At 54.2% G+C, this 14,005-nt stretch carries 13 protein-coding genes and 1 tRNA gene; 4 read left to right on the top strand and 10 right to left on the bottom strand.

The features are described 5' to 3' along the window. Positions 1-202: 202 nt before the first annotated feature. Positions 203-979, top strand: a complete 777-nt coding sequence (locus BM062_RS14795) for a TetR/AcrR family transcriptional regulator (RefSeq protein ID WP_092398121.1) — start codon at positions 203-205, stop codon at positions 977-979. Here BM062_RS14795 and BM062_RS14790 read toward each other — a convergent pair. Together BM062_RS14790 and uvrB are read right to left on the bottom strand one after the other, a co-directional pair. Beyond that, positions 976-1,764, bottom strand: coding sequence for a uracil-DNA glycosylase family protein (locus BM062_RS14790; RefSeq protein ID WP_092398119.1), 789 nt, complete (start codon positions 1,762-1,764; stop codon positions 976-978). The two genes, BM062_RS14795 and BM062_RS14790, sit on opposite strands and share 4 nt — an antisense overlap. 66 nt (positions 1,765-1,830) lie before the next feature. Then, on the bottom strand, positions 1,831-3,912 hold the full coding sequence (gene uvrB / locus BM062_RS14785) for an excinuclease ABC subunit UvrB (protein ID WP_092398117.1): 2,082 nt from the start codon (positions 3,910-3,912) through the stop codon (positions 1,831-1,833). Between the two features lie 127 nt (positions 3,913-4,039). Here uvrB and BM062_RS14780 point away from each other — a divergent pair, with 127 nt between their 5' ends. Next, the gene (locus BM062_RS14780; RefSeq protein WP_092398115.1) at positions 4,040-5,257 is read left to right on the top strand and encodes an amino acid aminotransferase; all 1,218 of its coding nucleotides are present in this window, start codon (positions 4,040-4,042) and stop codon (positions 5,255-5,257) included. 106 nt (positions 5,258-5,363) lie between these two features. Further along, positions 5,364-5,439, top strand: a tRNA-Asn gene (locus BM062_RS14775). A gap of 285 nt (positions 5,440-5,724) precedes the next feature. Here the strand turns inward: BM062_RS14775 and BM062_RS14770 are convergent. From BM062_RS14770 to BM062_RS14740, 6 genes are all read right to left on the bottom strand, one after another. Beyond that, positions 5,725-7,383: a hypothetical protein gene (locus BM062_RS14770; RefSeq protein WP_139220063.1), complete on the bottom strand. Its 1,659-nt coding sequence runs from the start codon at positions 7,381-7,383 to the stop codon at positions 5,725-5,727. Between the two features lie 324 nt (positions 7,384-7,707). After that, on the bottom strand, positions 7,708-8,688 hold the full coding sequence (locus BM062_RS14760) for a hypothetical protein (RefSeq protein WP_092398109.1): 981 nt from the start codon (positions 8,686-8,688) through the stop codon (positions 7,708-7,710). Positions 8,689-9,410: 722 nt separating this feature from the next. Next, positions 9,411-9,974, bottom strand: coding sequence for a hypothetical protein (locus BM062_RS25105; protein WP_139220062.1), 564 nt, complete (start codon positions 9,972-9,974; stop codon positions 9,411-9,413). Between the two features lie 30 nt (positions 9,975-10,004). Continuing rightward, positions 10,005-10,451, bottom strand: coding sequence for a hypothetical protein (locus tag BM062_RS25100; RefSeq protein ID WP_139220061.1), 447 nt, complete (start codon positions 10,449-10,451; stop codon positions 10,005-10,007). 148 nt (positions 10,452-10,599) lie between these two features. Further along, a complete protein-coding gene (locus BM062_RS14745) occupies positions 10,600-11,277 on the bottom strand; it encodes an HAD-IA family hydrolase (protein WP_092398103.1) in 678 nt (225 codons plus the stop codon). A 103-nt stretch (positions 11,278-11,380) separates the two neighbouring features. Then, positions 11,381-12,025, bottom strand: coding sequence for a dihydrofolate reductase family protein (locus BM062_RS14740; protein ID WP_092398101.1), 645 nt, complete (start codon positions 12,023-12,025; stop codon positions 11,381-11,383). Between the two features lie 182 nt (positions 12,026-12,207). Here BM062_RS14740 and BM062_RS14735 point away from each other — a divergent pair, with 182 nt between their 5' ends. Further along, positions 12,208-12,672 (top strand): RDD family protein, encoded by a 465-nt coding sequence (locus BM062_RS14735; RefSeq protein ID WP_092398099.1) that lies wholly within the window; start codon positions 12,208-12,210, stop codon positions 12,670-12,672. A 419-nt stretch (positions 12,673-13,091) separates the two neighbouring features. On the opposite strand, the gene BM062_RS14730 is transcribed toward BM062_RS14735, so the two are convergent. Then, a complete protein-coding gene (locus tag BM062_RS14730; RefSeq protein ID WP_092398097.1) occupies positions 13,092-13,436 on the bottom strand; it encodes a hypothetical protein in 345 nt (114 codons plus the stop codon). 207 nt (positions 13,437-13,643) lie between these two features. Further along, positions 13,644-13,970, bottom strand: a complete 327-nt coding sequence (locus BM062_RS14725; RefSeq protein WP_092398095.1) for a hypothetical protein — start codon at positions 13,968-13,970, stop codon at positions 13,644-13,646. Positions 13,971-14,005 lie beyond the last annotated feature (35 nt).

Below are 14,005 nucleotides of genomic sequence, written 5' to 3'. Positions count from 1 at the left end.
GCTTTGAAGCCGATTGTCATATATACAATTACAACATTTAAGGACATCTTGAGAGCACTCGATTCGACCCAGGAAATTGCCATATAGATACAAGTTGTCGCGAAGAGAATAGTGTCAAATGCAAAAATATATTCAAGGAAGCGGCGCTTAAACCTATAATACCGACCCTCCCGCACAGTCCTCTTTTTGAGCAGCACTCAGTATGGCCATCCGCAAATCCAAGACACCGCAATCCCCGACGCAGAGAGCTGACCAGAAACGCGTCGACATCCTGAAGTCCGCAGGAAAGTGCTTCCGCAAGACCGGTTTCCACCAGACCTCGATGCAGGAAATCTGCACCGAAGTCGGCCTCGGGCCGGGCGCGGTGTACCGCTATTTCACCAGCAAGGATGCGATCATTGCGGCCATGGCCGAGGATGAAAGGCGCCAGGCGCGCACTTTGTTGTCGGAATTTCACGATACCGAAGACCTGCCGCAAGCGCTGTCCGCCATCACCCGCGCCTTCGCCCGTCGCTACGCCGCGATCAGCGACGCCGGCCTGATGACTGAAATCTATGCCGAAGGCTTGCGCAACAAGCGCGTGGGCGCGGTGATCAAGACCGCGGAAACGGAATGGGTGGACGGCCTGGCCGACATGCTGCGCACCGCCCAGGAACGCGGCCAGATCGACCAGGCACTGGATGCCCATGCAGCGGCGCTGCTGCTGACCGCCATGTGGGACGGCATCGTGATTCGCCAGGCTTACACGCCGGAATTGCCGGAAGCAATGCTGGCGCTGTTTGACGACATGCTCAAGCGCTGGCTGGCAAGCGCCAGCGTCAGCGCCGCGCCGGCCGGCGGCAAACGGACCAAACCGGCGCCGGCGCCGAAAGCCGCGGCGCCTGTCGCCGAACCGCAGCTGGATCTGAGCCCGGCCCCTGTCGCCGAAAAACCGCTGACCCAGGCCGAAATCGACCTGCGGCAAATGAGCCTGATCTAAGCGCGACGCAACAGCTGCATCGGCCCAAACAATGCCTGCATGCCGGCGTTGCCGATAAAACTCAGGTTGTAAGGATGCTCGGCGACTGCTTTCGGAAACCGCACAGTCACCGGATAGGCATTCAGCTGCTCCGCGATTTTTCCCCACAACACCAGCGTCGGCAAGCCCGCGCCGCGCTTCTCCGCGGCATCCGCCAGCCCCTGCAACACCGCCTGCATGAACGGTTGCCAGGCCTTGGCATCCTTGACCGGCGGCACATCCGGACGGAACACCAGCGAAGCGTTCAGCAACAAGAAGCCATGCTTCACCATGTTCGCCTGCAGATCTGCCAGCAGCTGGATCGCCTGCGAACCGTCCTGCTGGGCCAGCAACGCCACGCCAGACATCGCATCGCCGGTCGTGTTTTCCAGCGCCAGCTGGCCATCGGCCACCAGCAGCATCTTCATGAAATTGCGCAAGGAAGTCGCGCGATTGACCTGCTTCGACAAACCCTTCTCCGACCACAAGGAACCAACCGCGCCGTCCATGAAACACACGCCGGTGGCGCTCGCCGCGCGCGGATAAGGCCCCTCGCCCACCAGCACATAACGCACCGCTTCCAGCGGCTGGGTGAAGGCCGCGAACATGCGGCCCTCGGTAGGAAGGTAGTCGGCTTCGGCCAGGTCCTTCAGATAGGCCGGATTGGCCTGGATCACGGCACGCAAGCCGTGTTCCAGGATGACGAGCCAGGAAGCATGCACGCCGCTCAAGGCGGAACGGATTGAGGCAGGAAGAAAATCAGTCATATATCATCAAAAAAAACAGCATCAAAAACAGGATGGATCAAACACAGGCCGTAAAAAATCCTGCGGCTACAAAACGATATTGTCCGCCCCCGGCGCGCCGAACAGCTGCTGCTTCAGCACATGCAGCTGGTCGCGCACCTGCGCGGCTTTCTCGAACTCCAGGTTCTTGGCGTGGTCGACCATCTGCTTCTCCAGGCGCTTGATTTCCTTGCTCACCTGCTTCTCGCTCATCGCCTCGTATTTGGCCTGGTCCTGCGCCGCATGCAGCTCTTCGCGCGCTTCCTGCGGGCTGTAGACGCCGTCGATCAATTCCTTGATCTGCTTGCTGATGCCGATCGGCGTGATGCCGTTGGCGGTATTGAAGGCGATCTGCTTGTTGCGGCGGCGTTCGGTTTCGTCGATCGCGCGGCGCATCGAATCGGTCATGCGGTCCGCATACAGGATCGCGGTGCCGTTCAGGTTACGCGCGGCGCGGCCTATGGTCTGGATCAGGCTGCGCTCGGAACGCAGGAAGCCTTCCTTGTCCGCATCGAGGATCGCCACCAGCGACACTTCCGGGATATCCAGGCCCTCGCGCAGCAAGTTGATGCCGACCAGCACGTCGAACGTGCCCAGGCGCAGGTCGCGGATGATTTCCACGCGCTCGACGGTTTCGATATCGCTATGCAGGTAGCGCACCTTGATGCCGTTATCGCTCAGGAATTCCGTCAGCTGCTCGGCCATGCGCTTGGTCAGCGTCGTGACCAGCACCCGTTCATTCTTCTTGATGCGGGCATTGGCCTCGTTCATCAGGTCGTCGACCTGGCTCAGGGCCGGCCGCACTTCGATCGCGGGATCGATCAGGCCGGTCGGCCGCACCACCTGCTCCACCACCTGGTCGGCATGCTGGTTTTCATAATCGGCCGGCGTCGCCGAGACAAAAATCGTCTGCCGCATCTTGCCTTCGAACTCGTCGAAGCGCAGCGGCCGGTTATCCAGCGCCGACGGCAGCCGGAAGCCGTAATCCACCAGGTTGGTCTTGCGCGAGCGGTCGCCGTTGTACATGGCGTTCAACTGGCCGATCAGCACGTGCGATTCGTCCAGGAACATCAGCGCATCCTGCGGCAGGTAATCGACCAGGGTCGGCGGCGGTTCGCCCGGCAAGGCGCCGCTCAGGTGGCGCGAATAGTTTTCGATGCCCTTGGTGAAGCCGATTTCCTGCATCATTTCCAGGTCGAAACGGGTGCGCTGTTCTATGCGCTGCTCTTCGATCAGTTTATTTTCCTTACGGAAAAATTCGAGCCGGTCGCGCAGTTCATCCTTGATGGTTTCGATGGCGCGCAGCACGGTGGCGCGCGGCGTCACGTAGTGCGAACCGGGATAGACGGTGAAACGCGGGATCTTTTGCCGCACGCGGCCGGTGAGCGGATCGAACAGCTGCAGGCTGTCGATTTCATCGTCGAACATCTCGATGCGCAAGGCCAGCTCGGCATGTTCGGCGGGAAACACATCGATGGTATCGCCGCGCACGCGGAAGGTGCCGCGGCCGAAATCGATTTCGTTGCGGGTGTACTGCATCTGGATCAGGCGCGCGATGACGTCGCGCTGGCTGACCTTGTCCTTGGCGCGCAAGGTCAGGATCATCTGGTGGTATTCGTTGGGATTACCGATACCGTAGATTGCCGATACCGTTGCCACAATGACCACATCGCGCCGTTCCATCAGCGATTTGGTGCAGGACAGGCGCATCTGTTCTATATGCTCATTGATCGAGGAGTCTTTCTCGATGAACAAGTCGCGCTGCGGCACGTAGGCTTCCGGCTGGTAATAATCGTAGTAGCTGACGAAATATTCCACGGCGTTGTGCGGAAAAAACTCGCGGAACTCGCTGTACAGCTGGGCCGCCAGCGTTTTGTTGGGAGCGAAGACGATAGCCGGCCGCCCCATGCGGGCGATCACGTTGGCCATCGTATAGGTCTTGCCGGAGCCGGTCACCCCCAGCAGGGTCTGGTAAAACAGGCCGTCTTCCACGCCCTCGGAGAGCTTGTCGATGGCCGCAGGCTGGTCGCCGGCCGGCTGGAACGGCTGGAACAGCTTGTACGGCGAATTGGGAAAAGTGACGATTTTGGACTCGTCGACGGTGCTTGCAACCTGTGATATGTCAGCCATGGGCCTCGACCTTTGGTAAAATAGACGGTAGTAAATCCGCGCCGATCAGCGATCTGTCTCGTGACCCGGCACAGCATTCAACCCGGCTACAAAATCTCTTTTGCAGCCAACTTTTTATGTTATCACGATGAACGCACCTCTTTCAGCCTCCCTCTTTACCGCCATCGAAATGGCGCCACGCGATCCTATCCTCGGCATCACCGAAGGTTTCAATGCGGACCAGAACCCAGGCAAGACCAACCTCGGCGTCGGCGTCTATTACGATGACAACGGCAAGGTGCCGTTGCTGGCATGCGTGCAAAAGGCTGAAGCGCTGCTGATTGAAAAACTGGCGCCGCGCACCTACCTGCCGATCGAAGGCCTGGCGGCTTACGACAAGGCTGTGCAAGAACTGGTATTTGGCGCCGACAGCGCCGTAGTTCAAGAGAAGCGCGCGATCACCGTGCAAGCCATCGGCGGCACCGGCGCGCTGAAACTGGGCGCCGATTTCCTCAAGCGCTTCAGCGCCGACAGCGCGCAAGTCTGGATCAGCGATCCGAGCTGGGAAAACCACCGCGCGCTGTTCGAATCGGCCGGCTTCACCGTCAACAACTATCCTTACTACGACCCGGCCACCCGCGGCGTCAACTTCAGCGGCATGCTGAACGCGCTGCAAGCCATGCCTAGCGGCTCGATAGTCCTGCTGCACGCCTGCTGCCACAACCCGACCGGCGCCGACCTCAGCGACGACGAATGGACCCAAGTCATCGACGTCGTCACCCAGCGCGGCCTGATTCCTTTCCTCGACATGGCCTACCAGGGCTTTGGCGACGGCATCGAAGCCGACGGCCAGGTAGTGCGCCGCTTCACCGAAGCCGGCGGCCCGCTGTTCGTTTCCAACTCGTTCTCGAAATCGTTCTCGCTGTATGGCGAACGCGTGGGCGCACTGAGCATCGTCGCCGCCAGCAAGGAAGAAGCCGGCCGCGTGCTGTCGCAACTCAAGCGCGTGGTGCGCACCAACTACTCCAACCCGCCGATCCACGGCGGCCAGGTAGTCGCCACCGCCCTGGCCTCGCCGGAGCTGCGCAAGCTGTGGGAAGAAGAACTGGCCGGCATGCGCCTGCGCATCCGCGAAATGCGCCACCTGCTGGTAAAAAAACTGAAGGAACAAGCCCCAGGCCACGACTTCGATTTCGTCACCAAGCAACGCGGCATGTTCTCCTACTCCGGCCTGACCAAGGCCCAGGTCGAACGCCTGCGCGACGAATTCTCGATCTACGCCGTCGACACCGGCCGCATCTGCGTTGCCGCGCTCAACACAAAAAATATTGATAATGTTGTCGCCGCAATCGCAAAAGTCCTGTAATATTCGGCTCCCGGAGAAGTTGTAGCGACGGCTCCGGGATGTAGAAAAGTTCAGAAAAAGCTTTGACAATTCAGCGAATTCGAGACTATAATTCTGCTTCTTCAATTCCCTGATAGCTCAGTTGGTAGAGCGACGGACTGTTAATCCGCAGGTCCCTGGTTCGAGTCCAGGTCGGGGAGCCAAGACATATAAGGGGTTGCATGCAAATGCAGCCCCTTTTCTTTTGTCGTTTTAGATGCGTTGTTAGACAGTGTCTAACAAACTCAAAATTCCCCCTAAATTTAGCGACTGCTTTCAGGCGGCGCTGTGTTTATTCCAGAAGCGAAAAAACCACCAAACAGGTGGCTTTTTGTATGGCAAGTCAAATTTTTCACAATGCATTTTTCGACGCCACAACGCCACCGGACACTGAGTAAGGCCCTACCTAGGTACAAAGCAGAATGGCCATTGCAAGTTGGCACCGTGCCCTAAATCCCGCGACGAGCAACTCGAATCGAATTTAGTAGGCTGGTGTCTTGGATCCGCTGAAGCGCCTGCCTAGCCTTGTCGGATATCTCAGTCGGCCCGCTCTCGGCCCACCGCATACTCCACTTGATCAACTGCGAAAGTTTGACACCACTAGGTGGTGCCAGGAACAACGCATGGTAATCGTCTACGGTAGCCTGCTTTAGAGCCTCAAGGTGTTCCGGGTTGTAGCTACTTGTGCGTGCCATAAAGGACAAAGAGTCAACCAAGCTAGGAAGTTTCACTAAACTATCGTGGGTGGCTTTGAATATTGCTCGCAGTTGCGAATCGTGAATTTTACTGCCAAAAGGGTGATCTTCCAGGTCGAATACCTGCGGATTCTCGATATGCGAACCAACGTATTTCTGAATTGCATCGTCGGCAAGGTCATCCCGCTGCAACTCACGTAGCAGACCAACTGTGCTGTCAAGATCGGTAGTGCCAATTCTATCCATTGCCTCGAGTGTTGCACGGTATAGTTCGACGATGAACTCATCCTGGTCGCCTGCAAAGGACTCGTGAAACCGCTCCCAAATAGCATGGAACGGCTCCGATACCGCTTTCTTGCATAGGTCTGCACTGCGCTCAGTTGCAAGTTCGATGTAATTCGTCCCATCAACGTATCCACGCTCGACAATACGCGCGATGGCCAGGTCAAGGGCATCAACATCAGTAAATCCGTATGCTTTCAAGCGCTTCACCCACACTTGCGCCGCTTCATTTTTTTTTGCCTCGGCCTGCGTCGCGAGAAGATCATTGTTCCAAGTATCAATATCCTCGATCTTCGGTTTTTTGTCCTCCGGCGCATACCCTACCCAGCACAGCAATATTGCAGTGGATATCGCCTGTTGAAGCACCAACGGATGTACGTTCGGCGGTGCCGCCGTTATGAGATCGACGACTCGGCGTACTTTGCGCAATATACGAACATTAGTGATATTAAGATCGACCACTCGTCGAAAGACTTCGTCGCGGTTCAAAAAGTCGACTTCAAATACCAAATCAAAAGCTTCACGGGCAGTGGGAGCATATAGGACTTCGTAATCAACCACCTTTTCTTTATAAGCTCGGTAATCGTCCTTTAGTGCCAATTTGTCCGCATTGAAAATAAGCGCAACTTTACAGCCCTTCTCTTCCTTCAATTCACTGATAAATCCAAGGATGTCCTCAACTGTTAAACTCGTCTGCCGCTCGAAATCGTCAATGCAGATTAATGTATCGCGTACAAAGTGTGGGGCCAACGTTTCGAGACCGACTGACACGCTATTGCCATGCGGGATCGTATTCAGCAACTTGCGGAAGCTTACAGTCAAGGCTTTACTTCCCGCCAAGACAAGGGTCGAGAAGTTTTCATTGACCATCGCCAAATCACGTTTCCTGCCCAGCGTTGTCACCGACTCTGACTTCGCAAAAATTGCCATACGTAAGTCTGCCATCGATTTAATTCCGAACAGCGAGACGTAGCAATATTGTTTGTATGCGATACGCTCCTTGTTTGCACGCACTGCTTCCCTCCAGGCGTGCGTTTTCCCCACTCCCCAGGCACCGGTCATGGCTAGGACGTCGTTTCGTTCATTCGTTAGAAATTCTTCTAGCACAGCATTTGTGATCATTACGCTCACGGTTTACCTCTTCGATCCTGTAAGGCTACGGAACGGCCGCACCACAATTGTATCGATCACAATCTGCACGTATCTATCCGGAATTCCACTTGAACAGATACAGGTGCTTTCCGGGCACGACTCAGTGACGACCACAGAAATCTATGTCAAATGCCGGTGGCACAGAACCGTCGAGCCGAATATGGTGACGATGGTGAACGAACAATCGCTGCAATATATGGCAAGTCATCAACCAGTTCCAAAATCCTGATAGCTTGCTACTCAGTTCACCTGAGCTATGCTGAAATTTATACCTTTACTGCCAAGGCGAAAGTCGCTGGTAGGCTAGAGATGGCTATAAATGTAGTTGGACAAAATCCCAGATGCTAAGCCAAGGAGCCATCCAGTCACATACAGCAGGTACTTCCGTCCTAGTTTCGTTTCCTCTTTTTTCATTCGTGTATTGTCGTTGTCGGTTAACGCAATGTACGATTGGGCACCGAGGTATACAAAACTCTCAAAGTAGCGTTTTATTACATTCAGAATTGATCCTAATACCACGAAAATAGTCAGGGATAGAACAAAATATTTTTGGGTTGTAATCTCATTAAAAGGATGCTTATCAAGCCGTCCCAGAGTTTGGTACGTCCACGCACAAAGCGTTGCTATAAATACAACCAAGAGAAATGACGCTATAAGCTCGTCCCCGCGACGGCTTAAAAACTGTTTAACCCGCGTCGCTTTGTCGACCATATTTTCAGCATGATTTTTCAGTAATCCGCCAATGTCGGAAGCCCAAGTGCGCTCTGTATGCTGAATTCTTACTGCGAATAATCCGCCTGAATACCAATTAACTGCTTGAAAGCGAGAGCGCTCCACATCAGTGGATATTGATACTTGGATCTCTTGTTTCTCAGGAGCTTCCTTACCCACAAACTGAATTAGGTAGATGAAAGTCAGAGTGATCTCAATTGGATAACATTTTGTTGTCGGATGGAAGGACTCGAAGTCGGGGATGTTGTGGTGCGTTACTGAATTTCCGTCGTCATAATTGACGGCTATTTCAAAATGAATAAGCGAACCGGCGTTTTGCTTTTCGACTCGCTGATTAATAAGATGATAGATGTTCGCGACCTGTTGCGGATGCACTTTGTAAACCCCTGGGAGTTCATATCGTAACTCTTGTGGCTTGCCTAGAAGCCCAGAAACAAAACTGCGGAAATTCTTTACATCACAAGGTAATACAACTTGGTATTCGGGTTTGCCATTTTCATTTTTTTGCGGAGATATTTCCATGCCGCCAAAGTATGACCTGTCATCACTCATTTAATTTTCCTTAGATCGTTTCCCCCAGCGGAGTAATAAATGGGGACCCGTAGATACATCATTGAATATATTATTAAGTTACCACATTCCTCGAGGGAATATTAATGAAGTGAAAATATATCGAGGCAATAGGCTGAACCGAAAATTTTCTCCATATTTACAATGATTAATTCCAGATAAAAATGGCTCTCAATTGGGAAAATCCACATCGAGCAACGCCTGAGTTGTTTAGTTCTAATTAAATGAATGCCCTGCAGTTGGATAGGAATAAGGTGGGGTAACGGCTCAGACTTGCCTACTCAAAGAATCGCTCCCTCAGCTCTGCGCAACTACCGTCTAGGCCTGGCAGCAACGAACCTGCCGTAATTCCCATCATGCTGAGCTCTCGCATGATGGCGTGGCGCCCCTGAACAGGACATCAAATACTTCCAGGTACGTCCGCTTGCTTCTCTGATCAGAAGATCGGGGCCACAGAAAATCGGGGTCTTGCAATGACACATTGCTTCATTTAACGAGCTCAAACGGCGATGAATCGGTGAGGTTACCCTCAGTCGTTCCGGCAATTTTACTTTTAAGAAAATGGTTCGCAATATAGCATTCTCGGGGAGCCACGATTTTAGAGGAGCTATGTGCAAACGTAGCTTTTCTTTTTCCCCTCAATTCCACAATTCGTCACGGCAAACTTGAAGTCAATCTCACCGAGCGCAACTGCTAGCCTAACTTCAGTTCTGCCCCGATATCTTCGTAAATACGGTCACATCGCTACTTGTGGCGAAGGCAAATGAGTTCCCGCTCCATGAGAAACCAAAAACCTGAAAATAATCTGATGCAATCAGAACACAGCCAGTTTGGTGCCCGTCAATAATCGAGGACGTGTGGGGCGCACAGAAAATCAGATCAGATTTCGGCCACTCAGGCGCAGCGATCTCCAATGACTCGCCATCTCCATTCATTATCGGCAATCCTCCCCCATATAATCCTGCGATCTGAATTTTTTCACCCACAATCGGTCCAATTCCATCGCAAAGCAATTCGAGCGGCGAATACCATACTCCACCCGACTCATAATCTCTCGCCACTTTTTCTCCTAGAGTACAGTCAATTATTCCTCTGCCAGCGCTGGAGATAACAAGCAGCATTTCAGATTGTTTTGAAAAACCGATGCCAGTAAGTCCTCCTACAGCAAATGTTCCGCTCTTCCTCCAGCCCTCGGGGCAGTTCTTGTGCGGAACTCTGGCAAGAAGCTGAGTCAGGCGATCCCTGTTCTTTTTTTCAAAATCATTCATGGAAACTATTCTTAATGACGACAGGACATTTTATTGCTTGATATTTTTTAATGGAATACGGCGTAAGGCGGAATGCGCCTTAAGTATATGCAGAATAGATTTCAGCGAAAAAATCATGACAGTTCCCAAAATAAGTATTTCTGCACCCAAGTAGATCGTCAGCTGTACGCCATGCCACACAAACAATAAAGCCAAAAAAATAGAAACGATCACAACGAAAATTTCGGGGACGGCACTTTCGATGATCAATTCGCCGGTTGCATGGTCTTTCCATCCAAGAAGCGTTTGCCAATTGCCTTCATCGCCAAGATATGCGGTTACTACAGCTCCCGTTCGGAGATCCGGTTTTCCAGGGGCAGGAACGGCAAATTGCCTAGCTCCATTAGACTCGAAGCTGAAGAAAGTAACTGGCTTACGATCTTTCGTACTAACTACTATGTCAAATACTCGATCGAATCGGACGGTTGTCAGCGGCATGTTATGAGGATTTTTTTATACAAATTGGATTATCGATCTCACTTCGAGCGAGTCGGCTTTTACAAGACAGTTGAGCTCCCTATCGCTAATCAGAATTATCAGTTAGCAGCTTCTTAAGCTTTCTATAAAACCGAACTTCCAATCTTGACTAAACCACCCGCTCTTCAAGCGAGACGAAACCATCCTCGTCAGCCTTGGCAAATATTTTTTCGTAGTCCTTGATCGTTGCGTGCGGAGTATTCATCGGCCGATCATGGGTTTCGGTAACAACCAGCACCGTCGCACCAGCCGCTTCACCAGCAGCAATGCCGACCGGCGCATCTTCAAATATCAGACAGCTGCCGGCATCCACACCCAGCTTCTGGGCCGCCAGCAGATAACAGTCCGGGCTCGGTTTCCCGACAGCGACATCTTCAGCCGTCACAAGCACAGCCGGAACAGGAATGCCCGCCGCTTTCATGCGCCGGAGCGCCAGGTCCCTGGGAGCTGAGGTCGCAACGCCCCACACATTCACCGGCAGCGATCTCAAAAAATCCGCCGCGCCAGGTATCTCGACAATGCCCTCGACATCGGTAATTTCCGCATCGGTGATCTTCAAGGCCTCCGCTTCAGGATCTATTCCCGGAAGTCCCAATCGGGTGATGGTGTCAACCGCGCGCGAGCCGTGCATGGTCGGCAGGAAGGATGCCAGCTCGAGGCCATGTCGCACCGCCCATGCACCCCAGATGCGTTCCGCCGCGGCTATCGAGTTGATGATGGTGCCATCCATATCGAAAAGGAAGGCACTGTATCGGCCTTCGGGTAACGACGAGCCACGACCTGCCATTTTCTGTTTCCTTCGCGCGCGAACTGGGGGTCTCCATTATCTCCGATATCAACGAGAAGCGCGCCAGGCGTCAGGGCCGGCCTCTTTTTTATCTCGTGCGTTCTCAGGTTTTCGTCAGGACGACGTGGACCGCATGCGGCGTGGGAACGTACTCTGTGCACTGAAAGCCGAGTTTCGGCATGTCGATGCCGGCCAGAAGATTTTCTCCGGAACCGAGCAGGACCGGCGAAATGGCAAGGTGCAGTTCGTCGACGAGTCCTGCGCGCAGATATTGCCGGACCGTGGCGACGCCGCCGCCGATCCGGACATCGCGGCCGCCGGCAGCTTCGGTGGCGCGCTGGAGCGCGGCATGGATATCGTCGGTAACGAAGTGGAACACGGTGCCGCCCTCCATCGTGATCGACGGCCGGGCATGGTGGGTCAGCACGAAGACCTGGGTATGGTAAGGCGGATTGTCGCCCCACCATCCTTTCCAGGCATCGTCTGGCCAGGCGCCCCTGACGGGGCCGAACATGTTGCGCCCCATGATCCAGGCGCCGATGTTGTCGAAACTGCGCACGGCAAAGTCGTCATCCACGCCGGTCGCGCCGCCTTCGTTTCCGAACATTTTTTGAAACGTCCGCGTGGAGAAAGCCCATTGGTGCAACCCCATGCCGCCAACGCCGAGGGGATTGTCGAGATTCTGGCCGGGGCCAGCGCCGTAGCCGTCAAGGGATAGGGAGAAAGCGCGGACACAGAGTTTGGACATGGCTGCCGATCCTTTCAATTGACGCCGATGGCCCGATGTTGCCTGGACGCCGGCACTTGCAACTGCAGAGAACTTTCAAAGCAATAATATAGCACCACCGATTGCGAATATGGGAATACGGCTTGGGATACACTGGACTCGGGTTGAAGCACCACCACAAGACATCGCTGACAGGATAAAAAATGAATGAACCGATCGAATACGAATATGTCGGATTCTGGCTGAGGGTCTGGGCCAGCCTGATTGACACGGTCCTGATGCTGGTCGTGATCTTCCCGATACTGTTCGCCATATACGGACGCGAACAACTGGCGTCCGGCGTGACGCTGAGCGGGCCGGCGAACATCCTGGTTTCCTACATACTGCCGGCGGCCGTGGTCATCGCGTTCTGGCAGGCGCGGCAGGCAACGCCGGGGAAGATGGCGATAGGCGCCCGCATCGTCGACGCCAAGACAGGGGGCAAGCCGAGCTTCAAGCAGGAAGCGATCCGCTACCTGGGCTACTTCGTCTCGACCTTCCCTCTTTGCCTCGGGCTGATCTGGGTCGGGATCGACAAGCGCAAGCAGGGATGGCATGACAAGCTTGCCGGGACCGTTGTGGTACGACGGAAACATGGCGGCGCGGAGCCGGTCAGGTTTGGCGATTGATTCCGGCGCCGTGTTATCGCGCCACCCGAGGAAAACGCCAGCGCCAGCACCTCAGCCAAGACGAGGAAAAGTAAGAAAACGGAACTTCAGAACCCGTGGTTCCAGGCGCGGTTAGCGCGTTTCACGGCTGGAAACACGCGGTAGCCGCCTTTCCGGTAGTAGCGATACAGCTTTAAAAACGTTCTCATGTCGGCACTCTTGTAAAAAGTTGCGATTCGATCGCTTATTCATCACGGCAAACCCTGCAATAACGATTTTCCACAAGCCATGTGACAAAAGGATGACAAATCCGAAGTAGGCGCCGCCATCCGTCTCTTGTTGTAAAAACCCGTCAGTTCCGGCCAGGTATTGCGCCAACCTTCCCGCATTGAAGTTGATCGACGGACAGGGCGGCAGCAATGCCCTGCCCGCTTACGTCATTATTTGCCGATCTGCTTGCTGACACCGTTTTCCTGCTGGTTCAAGACCGCTTGTTCCGGCTTGGTGATGTGGCCGCCGTTTTGCTCGGCCATGTCGCGTTCTTCCTGGCGGATGGCATGGTCTTCCTTGTGCAGGTTCTTGGCTTGTGCCTTGCTGATTTCGCCTTCCTTGACTTCGTTCTTGATGCGCTGGTTCTGGTTATGCAGGCGATTGTTGACCTGCTCGCGGCGCGGGTGGTTCTTTTGCCAGGTGGTGTCAGCCATTGCGCTGCCGGCGGCGCTGGAAAATACAGCGACCAATGCGGTGAGAACAACTACTTTTCCTGAGCGATTGAGCTTGAACATGATGTATCCCCCTAAGTTGGCGTATGGATGTCAGATTAACTGCGGCTGCGTTTGATTAACGCCGGCTCGCAGCACGCCGCCTACAATACGAAATGTTTTTTCCGTAACCGGATGTAAACGCAGGCAGGCAGTCGTCATGCCCGCGCATCGATGCCGGGAAAAGCAAAAAGACAGGACCAGCCTGTCTTTTTGCTAAACGTGCATCGATTACTTAGGTGCGGCAGGTGCGGCTTCTTTCGCATCCACCTTGGCTTCAGTAGCGCTTGCCTTGGCCTTGGTTTTCGCTTTTACAGCCTTGTGGTGTGCCTTTACCTTGGTTTCCTTCGCATCGGCTTTAGCGTCCGCCACTTTGGCATCCGCCTTGGCAGCGGTTTTTGCTTCCATTGCATTGGCCTTGACGTCAGCTTTCTTTTCCTTGACATCGGCTTTGGCTGCCTGGGTGGCGGCTGCGGCCGGGGCTGCCGGCGCGGCGGTCTGGGCGAAAACGGAAGTAGCAAACAAACCAGCGATCAGAGTAGCGATTAATTTATTCATTTGGGCACCTTTAGGTTACGTTGACTTCCTCATAT

Source organism: Collimonas sp. OK412 (genome assembly GCF_900112135.1).
GTDB classification, from domain to species: domain Bacteria; phylum Pseudomonadota; class Gammaproteobacteria; order Burkholderiales; family Burkholderiaceae_D; genus Collimonas; species Collimonas rhizosphaerae.
The sequence above is the reverse complement of the archived record's forward strand: the minus strand, read 5'-3'. Positions and strand labels throughout refer to the sequence as shown.